Source organism: Cytobacillus sp. Hm23 (genome assembly GCF_051842895.1).
Taxonomy (GTDB): Bacteria; Bacillota; Bacilli; order Bacillales; family SM2101; genus Nanhaiella.
In genome coordinates, this window is record NZ_JBPXRQ010000066.1 from 1 (window position 1) to 16,809 (window position 16,809).

Annotated in this window: 15 protein-coding genes; 11 read left to right on the forward strand and 4 right to left on the reverse strand. The window is 35.3% G+C overall.

Annotated elements, in window-relative coordinates; all coding sequences use genetic code 11:
• The first annotated feature begins 556 nt into the window (after positions 1 to 556).
• The 6 genes from ACSVDA_RS23465 (at position 557) to ACSVDA_RS23490 (ending at position 6,913) form a co-directional block, all read left to right on the forward strand.
• Positions 557 to 1,429 carry an NAD(P)-dependent oxidoreductase gene (locus ACSVDA_RS23465; protein ID WP_485886651.1) on the forward strand — a complete coding sequence of 291 codons (873 nt, stop codon included), beginning with the start codon at positions 557 to 559 and terminating at the stop codon, positions 1,427 to 1,429.
• A 139-nt stretch (positions 1,430 to 1,568) separates the two neighbouring features.
• Complete coding sequence (locus ACSVDA_RS23470) at positions 1,569 to 1,745, forward strand: hypothetical protein (RefSeq protein WP_214481301.1); 177 nt, start codon at positions 1,569 to 1,571, stop codon at positions 1,743 to 1,745.
• 296 nt (positions 1,746 to 2,041) lie between these two features.
• Entirely contained in the window at positions 2,042 to 2,506 is a 465-nt protein-coding gene (locus ACSVDA_RS23475; RefSeq protein WP_485886654.1) for an NUDIX domain-containing protein, read from the forward strand.
• A 480-nt stretch (positions 2,507 to 2,986) separates the two neighbouring features.
• Positions 2,987 to 3,868: a dihydrodipicolinate synthase family protein gene (locus ACSVDA_RS23480; protein WP_485886656.1), complete on the forward strand. Its 882-nt coding sequence runs from the start codon at positions 2,987 to 2,989 to the stop codon at positions 3,866 to 3,868.
• A gap of 352 nt (positions 3,869 to 4,220) precedes the next feature.
• Positions 4,221 to 5,657 (forward strand): aldehyde dehydrogenase family protein, encoded by a 1,437-nt coding sequence (locus ACSVDA_RS23485; RefSeq protein ID WP_485886658.1) that lies wholly within the window; start codon positions 4,221 to 4,223, stop codon positions 5,655 to 5,657.
• A 293-nt stretch (positions 5,658 to 5,950) separates the two neighbouring features.
• Positions 5,951 to 6,913, forward strand: coding sequence for an NAD(P)-dependent alcohol dehydrogenase (locus ACSVDA_RS23490; protein ID WP_485886660.1), 963 nt, complete (start codon positions 5,951 to 5,953; stop codon positions 6,911 to 6,913).
• A 306-nt stretch (positions 6,914 to 7,219) separates the two neighbouring features.
• On the opposite strand, the gene ACSVDA_RS23495 is transcribed toward ACSVDA_RS23490, so the two are convergent.
• The 4 genes from ACSVDA_RS23495 to ACSVDA_RS23510 form a co-directional block, all read right to left on the reverse strand.
• A complete protein-coding gene (locus tag ACSVDA_RS23495; protein ID WP_485886662.1) occupies positions 7,220 to 8,446 on the reverse strand; it encodes an NAD(P)/FAD-dependent oxidoreductase in 1,227 nt (408 codons plus the stop codon).
• Positions 8,443 to 8,781 (reverse strand): (2Fe-2S)-binding protein, encoded by a 339-nt coding sequence (locus tag ACSVDA_RS23500; protein ID WP_485886663.1) that lies wholly within the window; start codon positions 8,779 to 8,781, stop codon positions 8,443 to 8,445. Before ACSVDA_RS23500 ends, ACSVDA_RS23495 begins: the two co-directional genes overlap by 4 nt.
• Complete coding sequence (locus ACSVDA_RS23505) at positions 8,778 to 9,050, reverse strand: (2Fe-2S)-binding protein (RefSeq protein WP_485886672.1); 273 nt, start codon at positions 9,048 to 9,050, stop codon at positions 8,778 to 8,780. Before ACSVDA_RS23505 ends, ACSVDA_RS23500 begins: the two co-directional genes overlap by 4 nt.
• A gap of 87 nt (positions 9,051 to 9,137) precedes the next feature.
• The gene (locus ACSVDA_RS23510) at positions 9,138 to 10,868 is read right to left on the reverse strand and encodes a sigma-54 interaction domain-containing protein (RefSeq protein ID WP_485886665.1); all 1,731 of its coding nucleotides are present in this window, start codon (positions 10,866 to 10,868) and stop codon (positions 9,138 to 9,140) included.
• 229 nt (positions 10,869 to 11,097) lie between these two features.
• Here ACSVDA_RS23510 and ACSVDA_RS23515 point away from each other — a divergent pair, with 229 nt between their 5' ends.
• From ACSVDA_RS23515 to ACSVDA_RS23535, 5 genes are all read left to right on the forward strand, one after another.
• The gene (locus ACSVDA_RS23515) at positions 11,098 to 12,282 is read left to right on the forward strand and encodes an NAD(P)/FAD-dependent oxidoreductase (RefSeq protein WP_485886667.1); all 1,185 of its coding nucleotides are present in this window, start codon (positions 11,098 to 11,100) and stop codon (positions 12,280 to 12,282) included.
• Positions 12,282 to 13,307: a proline racemase family protein gene (locus ACSVDA_RS23520; RefSeq protein WP_485886668.1), complete on the forward strand. Its 1,026-nt coding sequence runs from the start codon at positions 12,282 to 12,284 to the stop codon at positions 13,305 to 13,307. Before ACSVDA_RS23515 ends, ACSVDA_RS23520 begins: the two co-directional genes overlap by 1 nt.
• 220 nt (positions 13,308 to 13,527) lie before the next feature.
• Positions 13,528 to 14,526, forward strand: a complete 999-nt coding sequence (locus ACSVDA_RS23525) for a proline racemase family protein (protein ID WP_485886669.1) — start codon at positions 13,528 to 13,530, stop codon at positions 14,524 to 14,526.
• 484 nt (positions 14,527 to 15,010) lie between these two features.
• Positions 15,011 to 15,790, forward strand: a complete 780-nt coding sequence (locus ACSVDA_RS23530; RefSeq protein WP_485886670.1) for a GH25 family lysozyme — start codon at positions 15,011 to 15,013, stop codon at positions 15,788 to 15,790.
• 211 nt (positions 15,791 to 16,001) lie between these two features.
• Positions 16,002 to 16,403 carry an acyl-CoA thioesterase gene (locus ACSVDA_RS23535; RefSeq protein WP_485886671.1) on the forward strand — a complete coding sequence of 134 codons (402 nt, stop codon included), beginning with the start codon at positions 16,002 to 16,004 and terminating at the stop codon, positions 16,401 to 16,403.
• The last annotated feature ends 406 nt before the right edge of the window (positions 16,404 to 16,809 follow it).

The following is a 16,809-nucleotide window of genomic DNA, read 5'->3' on the forward strand; positions in this document are numbered from 1 at the left end:
CTTTTTACTCATAGTTTTCTCCAATCCGAAGTATTTCTCTAGTTGTGTTTCTCCATTATACAAAAATGTACCCTATAGGGAGACTTTTTTTAAGTGTCTACTCTATAGGGTACATTTTACAAAGTGTGGGGTTTTTTTAAAACGAGGACTTGTTCAAGAGGGGAGTTTAGATATTACTTTGATTTAAGAGCTTAACCCTTCACCTCTACAGACTTTTTCTTATCAGGTGGGAGTGTCTCCATTCTGAAGATATATGCGTTTTCAAAAATTAACTATAAGTAATTTCTATTTATGATTGGCTGTATTCGCATTAATTGTTGTTGTTCGTACTAAGATTTAAAACTATACACAACTAGAGTTTGTGACATCTTCTCTTTTGTAAAACGATGACCAACATGTAAACGACATGTTGCAGTTCAAATTTGGTAACAATGGCAACAAAGTATAAAAAGATCGTTATGATTTTAACTTAGTGACAGTCAACTGATTGCATTAAATGATAAAATAATGAACATAAACATTATAATATGAGCAAATAGTGAAGGGGATGTTATACATGTTAAGAAAAGAAAAAACAGAGATTGGTTTTATCGGAACGGGTGTAATGGGTAACAGTATGGCAAGTCATTTAGTTGATGCGGGTTACAAAGTTGCTCTATATACGCGTACGAAGGCAAAAGCGCAAGACCTATTGGAAAAAGGGGCTATGTGGAGAAATAGCGTTGAAGAGCTTGCACAAGAAGCAAATGTGATCTTTACAATGGTAGGATATCCACATGATGTAGAAGAGGTTTATCTTGGAGATAACGGTATATTAAGTCATGTAAAACCAGGTACATATGTCATTGATATGACGACATCGACTCCTACTCTTGCTAAAAAAATTTATGAAGAAGCGAAGAAAAAAAATATATTCTCTTTAGATGCACCGGTGTCTGGTGGTGATATTGGGGCACAAAAGGCACAGCTAACGATTATGGTAGGTGGAGATGAGCAAGTGTTTACAACTTGTAAACCTATTTTAGAAATAATGGGCAAGAACATTATTTTACAAGGGGAAGCAGGGGCAGGACAACATACTAAGATGTGTAACCAAATTGCGATTGCTACAAATATGATTGGTGTTTGTGAAGCTGTTGCTTACGCAGAAAAAGCTGGCTTAAATCCTTCAAAAGTGTTAGAGAGTATATCGTTTGGAGCTGCGGGGAGCTGGTCATTAAGTAATTTAGCACCGAGAATCATTGATGATAATTTTGAGCCAGGGTTTTATGTGAAACATTTTATTAAAGATATGGGAATTGCGCTAAATGAGGCGGAAGCAATGGGAATGCAAACACCAGGGTTAAGCCTAGCTAAATCAATGTATGACGAATTAGCAAAAAAAGGTGAAGGGGAAAGTGGAACACAAGCATTGTATAAGTTATATTAAAGCTTCATAATTTACTGTATATTTTTTTCGTAAGCCTACAATTTAGCTGTATAAATAATTTCATTCCTAAACGAATAACTATACCATGACTTGATAATAATAGATGCGTAAATCAACTATTATTAAGGAGGAATTAGGAGTGGCAAAAAGAACGAACAAAAATGATGCAGAACAAAAAAATAAACAAGGATTTGACAGTAGTACGATTGATACTGAATTTAGCCATGAATTTGGAAGTGCTAATGCAAATCGTGCACAAAAAGAAAAAACGAAACGAGAGAATGCCTCAAAAAATAATGGATTATATGAAGGATAATGGCTGACTCTATTGAAAAAATATTTAGCTTATCAACAAAGACCACGGTTGTGGTCTCTTTTACATTTTTATGATTATAATTCCAAAAATGGTATTTACATAGAAATGAAATAATTATATTATTATCAAGATAAACATAATTTAAACAGCTATTAATTTCGTAACAAATAGTAGCAAATCTTTAATGGAGAATAAGTTGTAAAAAACTACATATACATTCTTTGCCGTAGAGCGAATCTCTATGGTTTTTTTATGCACATGAATTCAACAATATTTGATGGAGGGGTTGTTCTAGAATGAATATTAGAAATTCTGCAAAAGCAATTATTTTTAACGGGGAGAAAATTTTATTAACAAAAAATGAAGGTAATGATGGGTTATATTATCTATTTCCTGGTGGTGGTCAAGAGCATGGTGAAACGATTAGCAATGCTTTAATTAGAGAATGCATTGAAGAAGTGGGTCAAGAAGTACAAATTGGAGAACTACTTCATATTCGAGAATATATTGGCAAAAACCATGAGTATGCTGCTTATGATCTTAAAGTTCATCAAATCGAATATTATTTTATTTGTAGTCTAGTAAATAAAATGAGTTCAAATAAAATTCCTACAAATCCTGATAGTTACCAAGTAGGGCTAGAATGGGTGGATATAAAAGATTTAAAACAATACAGGATATATCCGAAAGAGTTGTCTAAATATATTGTTAAATATATTCGAAAAGAAAATGCGCCAGTATATTTGGGTGATATTAACTAGTTAAGTTTTGCTATGGTGAATTTGACATTTATTTTAGTGGTGCGTGAATGTTAGTTTAGTTGATAATATGCAAATTTTTTAATTAGCCTAGGAGAATGAGTGGATAGGTGTTCTGATTGTTAAATATTAATAAGTTTACTCATAGAGTCTTTGATTTTTGCTAGTTTTACAATAAGAAATCAACTAATTCATATACATTTTGCTACTAAACAATGAGGTCAAAGTAAAAAGGTCGTCTAATCGTTTTTATATGGTAATAATGGCATAACAAAGTGGCTTATAGTTAGAGTGTTAACTTTTATGCAGTGGAAGTGTATAAAAAAATTAACGGTGTATGCTTTTTTATACACCCTGAATATATCCGATGTAAATAAAAATACATGATACAAATGTTTAATTATTGGCATGAAATTTGCAGAACTTTCTTTGAGTATAATTTATAAAAATACCGCTATGTTTTCTTAGAAAGGGGAATGTTATATGGCAAATTTTGAAGGTGTGTACGTTGCAGTTGTTACTCCATTTACTGAAACTTATGAAGTTGATTATAAGCGCTTATATGAGTTATGTAATTGGTTAATTTCTCAAGGGGTAGACGGTTTAGTTCCTTCTGGTTCATTAGGAGAATATGCTACGTTAACAGTTGAAGAACGTGCAAAAGTAATTGAAACGGTCATTGCTGCTGCTAATTTTCGTGTTCCTGTAGTAGTTGGTACTGGAGCACCTTCTACAGAGCAAGCAGTAAAGTGGGCACAGTTCGCAAAAGACAAAGGTGGAGCAGGCATTATGGCTTTACCACCTATAAATTATAAACCTCTACAAAACGAAGTCATTGCTCATTATGAAGCGTTAAATGAAGTAGGTATTCCGATTATTGCATACAATAATCCTCATGACTATCCTACTGATTTAACTCCTGAATTATTAATAACTCTTTCAAAGTTGAAAAACGTTAAAGCTGTAAAAGAGTTTAGTGGCGATATTCGAAGAGTACATGACATTTTGGATAAAACAGACTTGGAAGTATTAATTGGGGTAGACGACTTAGCGTTGGAAGGTCCTTTAGCTGGCGCAACTGGTTGGATTGCTGGGGTTCCAAATGCTTTACCTAAACAAAGTGTAGAGTTGTTTCGCCTAGGTAGAGAAGGTCGGGCGACTGAGGCAATAGAGTTATATAGAAATTTACTCCCTTTATTTCATTATGATGCGAGCCCTCAGCTCGTTCAATATATAAAATATATGATGGAATTAGCTGGACAGCCAGTGGGTACAACAAGACCTCCACGCTTACCTTTAAGTACCGAAGAATATGAAGATGTTAAAAGAGCTTTTCAACGAGCAGCTTCTACTGTAAAGCAATAACGATTATAAGCTCTTTTTGTAAACATTTATTACTACATTTGAGTAACTGACGTGTAGGTTTTTTATAGTTTTTAGCAAAGAAGAGATGTCACGAATAATTGTTAAAATGAAATGCAAAAATCCTTTAGCTATTAAATGGTGTACCAAGTTAATTATTAAATAACGACTTTATCATAAAGGCCCGAGTGGCTATTGTAATCAAATTAGTACTATAAAAAATGGTTATAAATTGTTAGTCATCGTTGTACAGAAGAATAAGATGCCATGAACTCTAGTTGCGTAGATGTTTAATTCTTAATACGAAAACAGGCTTAATTAAAAAAACAAACTGGAATTAGTAGGAGGGATAGGTTTGGAAACAAAAAACTGGATAGGTGGGGAAGTCGTTACGGTAGTAGATGATAGAAAAGTTGTGTATAACCCATCTAATTTAACCGAAGAAGTTGGAGTTGTGCATTGCTCTAATGAAAGTCATGTGTTACAAGCAGAGTCAGCGGCAAAGCAAGGCTTCAAGGTTTGGTCATCTCTACCTAGTGCTGTTCGAGGTTCGTATTTATCCAAGATGGCAGATGCTTTGCAAAAAAACATTGAAGAGCTTGCAACTTTATCGAGTCGAGAGATGGGAAAGCCAATTGCTGAGATGAAGGGTGAAGTATTACGTGCAGTAAATCTATTAAAATACTATGCAGCTGAAGGAGTCCGTTCAAACGGTAATGTTATACCTGCGTCCGATAGTGATGTACTTCAATATACGAAGCGTGTTCCTTTAGGAGTAGTTGGAATAATTACACCATGGAATTTCCCTGTAGCTATTCCTATTTGGAAAATAGCTCCTGCACTCATCTGTGGAAATACAGTAATTTGGAAACCTGCAGAAATAGCTTCATTAACAGCAACAAAAATGATGGAGATTTTTAGTACAGTCCAATTACCTGAAGGAGTATTAAACTTAGTAATCGGTAAGGGAAGTATTGTTGGGAAGACACTACTTGAACAAGTAGACATAGAGGCAGTTAGTTTCACAGGATCATCGAATACAGGGACACAAGTTGCTAGTATATGTGCAAAGCGAAATATTAAATATCAAACTGAAATGGGTGGGAAGAATGCAGCAATTGTTCTAAATGATGCCAATATAGAAAAAACAGTCCCTATCATACTAAGTGGTGCTTTTCGTTCTGCTGGGCAAAAGTGTACTGCTACGAGTAGAATAATTGTAGAAAGTAGTGTTTACGAAAAGTTTGTTGCGCAAATGAAACGAGCTGTTTCTGAACTTGTTACTGGAAATGCCTTAAATGCAAGTTCATACTTAGGACCAGTAGCATCAAAAGAACAGTTTGATAGCGTTTCAGCATATATTAATCAAGCCCGCACCGAGGCAGAGATTATTGGAGAGGGTATGAGTTCAATTGAATCAGAAGGGTTCTATATTAGCCCTATGCTAGCGACAGGAGTTGACCCTAAACATACACTTGTTCAAGAAGAGGTCTTTGGTCCGCTTGCGGTTGTGTTAAAAGCACAAGACTTTGAAGATGCAATGCATTTATGTAATGAGACAGTATACGGGTTAAGTGCTTCAGTATTTACGGATAATCTATCGAAAGCACATCGTTTTCTTGATGAAAGTGATGCGGGTATGGTTCGAGTTAATCAAGAAACAGCTGGTGTTGAATATCAAGCGCCATTTGGTGGTATGAAACAATCAAGCTCTCATTCACGTGAACAAGGGCAGGCTGCATTAGATTTCTATACATCAATTAAAACTTGTGCAATTAAATACTCTTTTTAAACTTTGTTGAAGAGTTTACAGTTCCTTTACACCTTTGAAAGGTTCAGTCTTAAATAAAGTTACTTAATTTATGTGCTATGGCAAAGGAAAATAACAAGGGCAGGGTATTGTATCTCTGCCTTTTTTTATTTGTAGCGGCACTATGAAGATATGTCAATAATCGATCCTTTATTTCATTTTATGAACACGCAAGCAGTTTTAGATATTACCGAACTATGAATATTTTAGTAATATAGATAATATATTAGCTTCAATTAGAGGTTAACTGCCACTATTGATTAAGGAGGAGATTTATGAAAGCAATGATATATAAAAGGTACGGGCCACCGGATGTTCTTCGACTAGAAGAACTTGATAAGCCTACTATCGAGGATAATGAAGTGTTGATCAAAGTTCATGCAAGAACTGTTTCATCAGGAGATGCAAGGATGCGACAAGGAAGTAGAAAGTCATTACCAATGTGGCCAATTTCTAAATTAGCGATAGGTTTTACAAAGCCAAAAAAAAATATACTAGGTATGGATCTTGCTGGGGAAGTTGTCTCAATAGGTAGTAAAGTAACACGGTTTAATATAGGTGACCAAGTGTATGGATTTAGTGGGAAAGGCACTTATGTTGAGTATATAAGCATAGCTGAAGACGGAGCTATTGGAATTAAGCCAAGTAATATGAACTACGAAGAAGCCGCAGCAGTTCCCTTTGGAGCAGTATCTGCATTGTATTTCTTACGTAAAGGCAATATAAAGAGTGGACAAAAAATCCTTATTTATGGAGCTTCAGGGAGTGTTGGTACATTTGCAATACAGCTTGGCAAAGTCTTCGGGGCAGAAGTAACAGGAGTTTGCAGTACAGGCAATGTAGAAATGGTGAGATCTTTAGGAGCGGATAAAGTCATTGATTACACTACTGAGGATTTCACACAAAATATTGATACGTATGACATTATATTTGACACTGTGGGCAAAACCAAGTTTTCACAATGTAAAAGGTCTTTAAAACAAAACGGATTTTATGTATTAGCAGTTATTCATTATCCACAAGTTTTTCAAATGATGCGCACCTCAATAGTAGGTGACAAAAAAGTTGTAAGCGGGATAGCTCCAGGCAATACTGAAGATTTAGTCTTCCTTAAAAAGCTTATCGAGGAGGAAAAGCTAGTATCGGTTATTGATAGATGCTATCCATTGGAACAAATTACTGAAGCTCATGAATATGTTGATAAAGGACATAAGAAGGGTAATGTGGTCATCACTTAAGTGGAATTCCTATTGTGAATTTTGATTGATACAATAGGGTGGATGGAAAGGTTCTTTTTTATTGTAAAAAAAATAGTACCATAAAATGTCTTTTTATATGTTCATCGTTGTATAGAAGAAAAAAAGCTACGAACGCTTGTTTATTACGTGTTTATTTTTTAACATGAAAAACACAATCAATATAAACACAGTTCTATAAGAAGAGAGAAAATAAGAATCCCACTGCTAAAGGTGGGATTCTTTATTAGGGAGAGCCTCCATAAGTTTTCACTGATGTTCAAGTTCGATGATCACTAGTATATTTATTTATAATATTGAAGGTATTGACATTTGTAGTTCAGTCCATAATTTATTTAACTTTTTTCTACCTTCCTTTATACCAGGGTGAAATTGGATGATTGAGTTATGCCTAACGTGTTCTATGTTTACAATTGATGCATTGACCTTTTCTTCGATTGCCTCATTATTTTTCATTAAGTCTGATACAATTGATAATCCAGCGGTATCTCCTTGAGCTATTGCAACTTTAGAACTTTCTATACCTGTAATGTTCCCTGCTACGTAGAGTCCATCCAATGGTGTTTTCATTCTTTCGTTGTGTAAAGGAATATGGCCACCCAATTCGGGAATATAGTAGAAGGGACAGCCCGCAACAGCTGCTAATTCTGCTAATGGGTATAGCCCGCCAGAAATACAAACAAAGTCGACAAGTAATTCCCTTTCTGTCCCCTTTATGGGTTCACCACTTGAAGTAATATTAACAAGCTTAACACCTTCAACTTTAGTATCTCCAAATATTTCTACAGCGGCAGTACGTAGATGTAGAGGTATGCCCCAAACTGATATGCCACTTTTAGGGTAAAAGTCAACTGCTATTCTTTGCAAAGTTTGATTTTTTATTAATTTACTCCCAAATCTAAGAAATACTGATGGGGCAAGGTGAGAATATCGAAGTAACGCCTCCATGATTTTATGTGGATGCCCAGTTTCTTTCGTGATTTGACTGAGCTTTGGAGGAACAATACTAGCCAATTCAATTCCTGCAAGTTGTAATTCACGAGCTATTGCAAATGATAAAATATTTAATCCAATGACAATTCCTCTTTGGCCAACTTTCACCCTATGAACATTTGTCATCACCTGTGCAGCACCAATTGACATGACTCCAGGAAGTGTCCACCCCTTAATTGGTGTTGCATATTCAGCGGCACCTGTTGCTAATAAGACGGTCGGTGTCATAATTTGTTCTTTATTTGTATGAATAACCCAGCCATCTGTAGTTTTTTCAAGGTGGTGGACAGATACTCCACATTCGATTGTAACGCCGTTAGCTGTGGCTTGCTCCAATAAATTGTTCACTTGTTCTATACCATTCCACCAAGTCCCATTCGGTTCTTCATGAAGTTGACCGAGAAGTCGTCCACCTGGTTTCACAAACTCATCTATTATCTTTACATGTAAGCCAAATGTAGCACATGTTATGGCTGCCTTTAATCCGGCTGGGCCTGCTCCAATAATAACGACATCAATCATTTTGGCTCCACCCCCTTTAACGGACTCGGTAGAGTTTTACTTGCTTCTACTTTCATTCCTTCTTCAACGACGGTTATGCAAGATCTAACTCCATTCCTGCCATTGACCGACAAGCGGCATTCGAAACAATGTCCTATGTTACAATATATTCCTCTCGGTGTAGCAGTCTCTTCATGATACCGTAGCGTACGTATATTATTTGCTAATAACGCAGCAGCAATCGTATCTCCTTCATAAGCGTTGACAACCTGTCCTTCAAACATAAAAGTAATTCGTTTTTTGTCTTCTAATATGCCAAGGATTGGGTGATTCACGATACGGTTTTTTTCGGTCATTTATTTTCACCTAACAGCCCAAAAGATATTGGTCGAATAGGTGGCTGATATTTTAAGGGCTGTAGCTTCTCTGTTTCAAATTGAGAAAAATCTTGAATGAGAGATTCAAGCAGTATTCTACACGTACGACCTCCACAACAGCCCATTCCAGCGCGTGTTCTTAGTTTAATTTCTCGAGAGGAACACTTATATTGTTGAATAGCATTGAACACTTCCTCGTAGGTTACTTCTTCGCATCGACATATGATCGTTTGTGCTTCGGTCATAATAGGTCACTCCTTTTTTGATGTTCAAAAACGTTTAGAATAAACTTATTACTAACAAATGCAAGTTTTATGCCGAAGCAGGAGGATGGTTCATAAATGAATATTTAATTTTTTCATTCTATTGTATAATGTTGCTCGTGTAATTCCTAATCTCTTGGCACATGCAAGCTTATTGCCGTTATGCAATTTTAAAGCATGTAAGATAACCTTTTTCTCATGAGCATGTAATTCGTCACTTAATGTCCCGATCTCATGTGAAAGGATTTCAGATGATGAAAGAGCAAATGATGTCGATTCGCTTGTTTTGATAGGATCAATTGTAAAAGGTAAATCTTCATGATTTATATTTCCTTCAGAGCTAAAAACAACTAATCTCTCCACGACATTGCGTAGCTCTCGAATATTTCCAGGCCAATCATATTGTAGTAGTTGTTCCATCACAGTCTGAGATATACCGTGGATTGGACGGTTGTATCTAATGGAAAATTCATATAAAAAGTAATGCGTAAGCTCTACAATATCTTCTTGTCTTTTTCGCAATGGTGGAACATTTATGCTGACAACATTTAGTCTGTAAAATAAATCTTGACGAAAATCTCCTTGCTTTACTAATGAGTCTAGGTCACGATTCGTTGCAGCGATAATGTTTATATCAGCATTAATCTGTCTTGTTCCTCCAATTGGGTAGAATTTTCTTTCTTGTAGAACTCTGAGTAGTTTAACTTGCATGTCTAGCGGCATTTCACCGATTTCATCAAGAAAAAGTGTACCACCAATCGCAAGCTCAATTTTACCTTTCTTACCTTTTTGGTCTGCACCTGAAAATGCTCCTTTTGCATATCCAAATAATTCACTTTCAAACAATGATGAAGGAATGGCTCCACAGTTTATTGGAATAAAAGGTGCATCATGAGGTTCACGTGTATCATGAATGGCTTTGGCGAATAACTCTTTCCCGACTCCACTTTCACCAAGAATTAAAACAGTTGTATTTGTTGTGCATATTTTTTTTGACAATTGAATGGTTTTCTTTATCGCTGAGCTATTACCTTTTATCGTATCAAATGGATCTTTTAATCGATTTAACTTTGCAACTTCCTGTTCAAGATGTTGGACTTTGGTAGACATATTAAATAATTCTTGATTTAGGCGAACCTGACTCGTTATGTCCATTTCGGTTACTACTGCTCCAACGATATCATTTTCTAGGTGAATGGGATTTGAGTTAATTAAGACGAATAGGTCTGAGCGAGGTTTGTGTTGATGGCGATATAAAGAGCGGCCTTCCTTTAGTGTTTTCATGATTTCTAGTTTGTCTATGTCAAAAAAATCGGTGATCGGATTTCCTAAAATCTGCTCTTTACTTAAAGAAAAAATTTTTTCAGCTCCTTCAGTCCAAACGTGAACGATGCCTTGATGATCGATAACCGTTACTGAGGCATCGATTGTATTGATAACAGCTTCGAAGTAGGCATTTAATGATTGGTAGGAATAATACATTTTATCTATAAACCGCTTGATACTAACATAACCAATGACTTCTTTCGTATTTTGTACAAGCACGATACTGCTGCTTGTTAATTCACTAATTAAATGAGCAACAGAACTATTTGCAGGAATTAAACTGACTTTTTCAAGCTGTGTTGTGGATTTGTCAAAAGGTGCAAAAAAGTAATTATCATGATCTTTGACAAAGATCATTGGAGAATCTTCTATGTTAGTTAATTCGTTAGATGTATGCTGTTCATTAAATTCTTCTTTTGAATATAATAAAAACTCAGTATCGATAAAATCAGTGGCATTTGTACATGTTATTGACATTAGTACCCCCCTATTTTATGTATGTCTTTTTTTACACATTAAAAGATATTATACACTCATTTTATTTCATTGTTAGAACATTTACAATATTTAAATTATAAATTATAGGTATTTTAATTAGATATCTTTATTAGCGTGTTCATTTTATATATGATGTTATATTTTTATTACATTGGTATACTTCTTGCATTATGTAACTAAAGCAATTGTAGTTAGGAAGGAGTCTATCATGTGTACGACAAAACATTGTGAAGTCTTAGTTATTGGTGGAGGTGTAATAGGAAGCGCAGTGGCATATTACGTTTCCAAATCAGGATATGATGTAACTGTATTAGAAAAAGGGGAACTAGCTAGTGGAACTTCATCAAGGTGTGATGGGAACATCTTAGCAATTGATAAAGACCCCGGATTTGATAGTCAAATGTCACTTGAGAGTCAGAGGCTCGTTGCTCAATTAAGTAAAGAATTAGAGCACACTTTTGAATATAGAGCACCAGGAAGTATTTTAGTTTGTGAAAATGAACAGGAGATGGTGGCAGCAGAAGAATGGGTCAGAAGGCAGAAGGCAGCTGGACTTCCGTTTCGTATGCTTGGTCGATCTGATATAAAGCAAGAATCTCCTTATTTCGCTGATGACCTACTCGGAGGAGTGGAATGTCAAACAGATTCAACAGTAAACCCATATTTAATGACATTTTCATTATTTGAAGGGGCGAGGAAGTATGGAGCTCAAGTTGTTACTCATACTGAAGTAAAACAAGTGAATAAAACAAAGAATAATCAATTTAAAGTAGAAACATCTAACGGAACTTTTACATCAACATATGTTGTGAACGCTGCAGGGGTATGGGCACCTAGAATAGGAGAAATGTTGGGCATCACTATTCCGATTAAACCAAGAAAAGGACATATCATCGTTGCAGCAAGGCAACAGCCAGTTGGTCTTCGTAAAGTAATGGAATTTGGTTATTTAATTTCTAAATTCGGTGGGAAAAGAATGGTTGATGAGACAACAGAGAAGTATGGTGTTGCCCTCGTTTTTGAGCCAACAGCCAGTCAAAATTTTCTTATAGGGAGCAGCAGACAGTTCGTCGGATTTAATACGACCGTAGATATGGAAGTGATAAAGTGTATGGCAAAGAGGGCGATTCGTTTTTACCCTAAGCTAGCTGACTTCTCACTCATTCGAACATATGCAGGATTACGTCCGTATACTGAGGATCATTTACCCATCATTTCACAAGTTGAAGAGATACCAAATTTCTTTATAGCAGCTGGGCATGAAGGAGATGGGATCAGCTTGGCAGCAATCACGGGAAAATTAATTGATGATCTTATACAAGAAAAGCCAGAATCAGCAGTTCCATTAAAACCACTTAGATACGATCGTTTTAAAGAGAGGGTGACACAATAATGAAAGCAAGGCAGGTGTTTTCAACAATTGATACACATACAGGAGGGAATCCAACAAGAACTGTAATTAATGGTCTCCCAAAGTTAAAGGGCAAAACCATGTCTGACAAAATGCTATATATGAAAAAAAATTATGATTATATCCGGCAGTTTTTAATGTACGAACCGAGAGGACATGATGTGATGTCAGGTGCCTTAATCACAGAGCCTTGTCACCCTGAAGCAGATATTGGCGTGATTTACATTGAGACAGGCGGCTATTTACCTATGTGTGGTCACGATACAATTGGAGTTTGCACAGCACTAGTTGAAGCAGGAATGATTAATATTCTGGAGCCGATTACAAGTCTTACATTAGATACACCTGCAGGGCTGGTAAAGGTCAATATAACAATCTCAAATGGTAAAGCAATTGAGGTAGCCTTTTGTAATATCCCTTCTTTCTTATTAAAAAGCATAAACGTTAACCTCGATGGATATGGAGATATTCATTGTGATATTGCATACGGAGGGAATTTTTATGCAATTACAGATGCTAGAAAATTGGGGCTAGAACTCAACCCTGCTAATGCATCAAAAATAGTAGAAATAGCTGTAAAACTTCGAGATAAAATAAATGAAAGTACTGAAATTGTTCATCCTGAACATCCATTTATTAATGGCTTAACTCATGTGGAATTTTTTACGTACCCGAGTCACCAAAATGCACACGTGAAAAATACGGTAGTCGTCCCACCTGGTGGAATTGATCGTTCTCCATGTGGTACAGGAACGTCTGCAAAACTTGCGACATTGTATGCAAAACATGAGATAGCATTAAATGAGCTATTTATTCATGAGAGTATCGTTGGAACGACGTTTAAAGGAAGAGTAATACAAACGACTTCAGTAGCAAATGTTGAAGCAGTAATCACCGAAATATCTGGCTCTGCTTGGGTAATGGGGATGCACAATTTCTTTTACAATCCCAAAGATAAGCTTAAGGACGGATTTTTACTCATTCCACCAATGGAGGGACATGAGTAATATAGGTAATTATCACAAAAGATTGTTAGGTAAAATGGCTTTAGCAAAATTTGTTGCAATTTTTAATAATAATAGACTGTAAGACGAGGCTTAATAAGAGCACCAATAATTAAAAGTAGAAAAATGCCATGAACGCTAGATATAACAAGCTTATAAGTTAGAACGAAACGCAACAATCAATGCGAAAAACCCATTAATATGATCAACAAGAGGTGGAGTAATGGAATTTAACAAATTGATTACAACTGTTGATGTTCACGCGGCAGGTGAACCGCTAAGAATCATCACTGGTGGAGTTCCTCCAATAAGGGGGAAAACGATGGAAGAAAAAAGAGATTACTTGGCAAATCACTTTGAAATTATACGTCATATTCTTATGAAAGAACCACGAGGGCATGCAGGTATGAAGGGGTGTATGATTACTGAACCTGTTCATGGAGACGCTCACTTTGGAATGATATTTTTCGACAATGAAGGGTATACTTCTGTATATGGTCAAGGGATTATTGAAGTTGTAACCGTAGCTATAGAGACAGGTTTAATAGACATTGATAGCATGTCTAAAGATATAATTATCGACAGTGTAGCTGGCAAGGTCATAGCCCACGCACAATTTGATCGAACAACAGTAGAATCAGTATATCTTCAATACAGTCCTTCGTATTTTGATAAGATGAAAATACAATTAAATGTTCCACATCGTGTGTTGAATGTTGAAATTGCATACGGTGGTGGATACTATGCAATTGTAAGGGTTGGTGACATAGGAATAGAGCTTGATGTTACAAATTTAGTAGCAATTCGCAAGATCGTCAAAGAAATTAATAAACAAATCGAAATGGTTTTATCTAGCCATAGCGATGAAGCTGTTAAAGAAATAAGTGGAGTGATATTATATGACGAAAGTCAGTTAAATAATTCAAAAGTACAGTTATTAGTAATGAACTGTACAGGGCATATTGATCGATCGCCTTCAGTAAGCGGTACAAGCGCTTTAATGGCGGCATTGCACCATTATGGCAATATTCAATATCAAGACAAACTTGTTTTTGAAAGTATAATAGGTGGTCAGTTAGTAGGAGAAATTAGTTCTATTACTAATTATGATGGTAATGATGCAATTACAATACAAATAACTGGATCTGCATTTGTAACAGGGCTACACCAATTCTTAGTAGATGAAGATGATCCGTTAAAGAATGGATTTTTATTAAAGTAATGATTGAATATATCGCTGATCAAAGCATTGACTTTGTCATATGAATTATACAAGTAACTTGTGGATCGTATCTTAACTATAATCATCCAACAAATCTGTTTTCAGTTTAGTAAATATATTACTTATACTAAAAATCTCATCATGTTTTTAAAGGTTGTTTTTACATGAATCGCAAATATACGTATGTAAGAGATAGTATCAGAGTTGGTACCATCTTTTCTTTTGTAATATTATAGAAACAATGTAACATTAATCCTAAAAGTGCTATTCAAAAATGTATACAAAAAGTGGGTTTATTAATAAGCATAAACTCTACTAAAACTGTAGCTAGCTTTGTAGGAATACTTATGTAGTTGAAAAAGTCGGATCCTGATTCATTTTGGATTCGACTTTTTTAACTGAGCGAATTATTTCATTTATTTAGTGATTTTGTACAAGCACACATGATTTAACTGCATATAGTGAAATAAGGAGTCGATAAATGATGAACAAAACACTTATCGTGGATGTATCACACCATCAAATTACTAGTAATATTAATTGGACAAAGGCTGCTGAAGAAGTAGCGTTAATGATTATTAGAGTGCAATATGGTTCTACTGTTATTGATCGTGAATACGTCAAACATGTAAAAAACTGTAAAAAACATGGTATTCCATTTGCTCATTATGCATACGCTAGGTTTGTCAGTGAAAACGACGCAATTGTAGAAGCGCGTGATTTCCTTAGTAGAATTGATCTAGATGCAAAGTTTTTAGTAGTTGATGTTGAGGAAAAAACAACGCCCACTGTTGTACAGATGAAACCTGCTACACAAGCATTTATTGATGTGTGCAAGGCAAGTGGCTGGAAAGTAGGATTGTACACAGGTCATCACCTTTATAAATCTTTCGGTATGGATAAAGTGAACGCAGATTTCCTATGGCTTCCTCGATACGGTAGCAACGATGGCACTCAGCAAAAGAAACCAGACTACCCTTGTGAAATTTGGCAATACACTAGTAAGGGAAAAGTGTCGTGGTACAATGGTAATCTTGACTTAAACACTTTGAATGGCAGCAAGTCGTTAGCGTGGTTTATCGGTGAGGATGAAGAACCTGTGGAAAAAAAAGACTATGAAGGACATTGGGCAGAGGAATCAATCCTCAAAGCGATGAATAAAGGAGTTCTTACAGCTAACAGTGAAGGAAACTTCAGAGTGAACGAACATGTAACGAGAGCACAGCTAGCCACTGTTCTAGATCGATTAAAGCTATTAGAATAACAATCGTTATTAACAAAATAACTAGGAATAATCTACTAAACATATACCAATTGATTGTTGAGATTTAAGTTGATAGTAAGCTAAAAGAAAAAAGGTATATAGCTATACTATGTAGAAATAGAATAATAGAAGAATGAGTCAACAGCTAAAATTATCAATATAATTTAAATCCTAACAAAAATGAAGCAGAGGTTGTGGAAGGGATGATGAAATGATGCATGAATGTAACGTAAAAGTACGCTTTTCTGAAACAGACGCACTAGGACATGTCAATAACACTAGTTATTTTACTTACTTAGAGGAAGCTAGGGTTGAATATTTTAAGCAATTTGATCCACATTGTGATATTAAAGATTGGAAATATGTTGTAGTTTCAATAAAATGTGATTTTATTAATCAAGCTTTCTTTGATCAACAATTAAGAATTTTTTCAAGAGTATCGCACGTAGGTACAAAAAGCTTTAAAATAGAGCATTTAATTGTTGATGCTCATACGAATCAACATATTGCAAAGGGAGAAGCTGTGATTGTCTATTTCAATTTTGAGACCCAGCAAAGCGAGGCTATTCCCGATCAATTAAGGTTGGAACTAGAAAAAGAATTGGTAGTTTAAAAAACAGTAACGGATGTATGTTCTATTAAAAGTGCTTAAATTGTTAGCCATTATAAATAATAATAAAACGAAGGATAGTGAGCAAAGTATAAAGTTGCTCTTTTTATCCTTTTTTTGTTCGCAAATGAGCTAAGTTACTACAACAAATTTGTTATCAATATTGTTTTATAAAGGTATAAGGCATCTGAAATGTTAGGGGTGTAAGCTTCAACAACATGTCTTTGCGAACTAGCATTTCCTATTGTCAAAAAGATATTTGAAATAACATAATCAAAATTAAATATAAATTACAGATTTTCACGAACGGGAAAGCCCACTCCTTAAGGTGTGGGATGGTAGTGAGATCAGATACGGTGTAGCTTCTGCTACATTAAGTATCTGAAATTCCCTACATTTTTTGTTGCAG

Excerpts from the sequence above, each read along its gene's own strand:
- ACSVDA_RS23465 (WP_485886651.1), top strand. The coding sequence starts at position 557 with ATGTTAAGAAAAGAAAAAACAGAGATTGGTTTTATCGGAACGGGTGTA.
- ACSVDA_RS23475 (WP_485886654.1), top strand. The coding sequence starts at position 2,042 with ATGAATATTAGAAATTCTGCAAAAGCAATTATTTTTAACGGGGAGAAA.
- ACSVDA_RS23480 (WP_485886656.1), top strand. The coding sequence starts at position 2,987 with ATGGCAAATTTTGAAGGTGTGTACGTTGCAGTTGTTACTCCATTTACT.
- ACSVDA_RS23490 (WP_485886660.1), top strand. The coding sequence starts at position 5,951 with ATGAAAGCAATGATATATAAAAGGTACGGGCCACCGGATGTTCTTCGA.
- ACSVDA_RS23495 (WP_485886662.1), bottom strand. The coding sequence starts at position 8,446 with ATGATTGATGTCGTTATTATTGGAGCAGGCCCAGCCGGATTAAAGGCA.
- ACSVDA_RS23500 (WP_485886663.1), bottom strand. The coding sequence starts at position 8,781 with ATGACCGAAAAAAACCGTATCGTGAATCACCCAATCCTTGGCATATTA.
- ACSVDA_RS23510 (WP_485886665.1), bottom strand. The coding sequence starts at position 10,868 with ATGTCAATAACATGTACAAATGCCACTGATTTTATCGATACTGAGTTT.
- ACSVDA_RS23515 (WP_485886667.1), top strand. The coding sequence starts at position 11,098 with ATGTGTACGACAAAACATTGTGAAGTCTTAGTTATTGGTGGAGGTGTA.
- ACSVDA_RS23520 (WP_485886668.1), top strand. The coding sequence starts at position 12,282 with ATGAAAGCAAGGCAGGTGTTTTCAACAATTGATACACATACAGGAGGG.
- ACSVDA_RS23525 (WP_485886669.1), top strand. The coding sequence starts at position 13,528 with ATGGAATTTAACAAATTGATTACAACTGTTGATGTTCACGCGGCAGGT.
- ACSVDA_RS23530 (WP_485886670.1), top strand. The coding sequence starts at position 15,011 with ATGAACAAAACACTTATCGTGGATGTATCACACCATCAAATTACTAGT.
- ACSVDA_RS23535 (WP_485886671.1), top strand. The coding sequence starts at position 16,002 with ATGATGCATGAATGTAACGTAAAAGTACGCTTTTCTGAAACAGACGCA.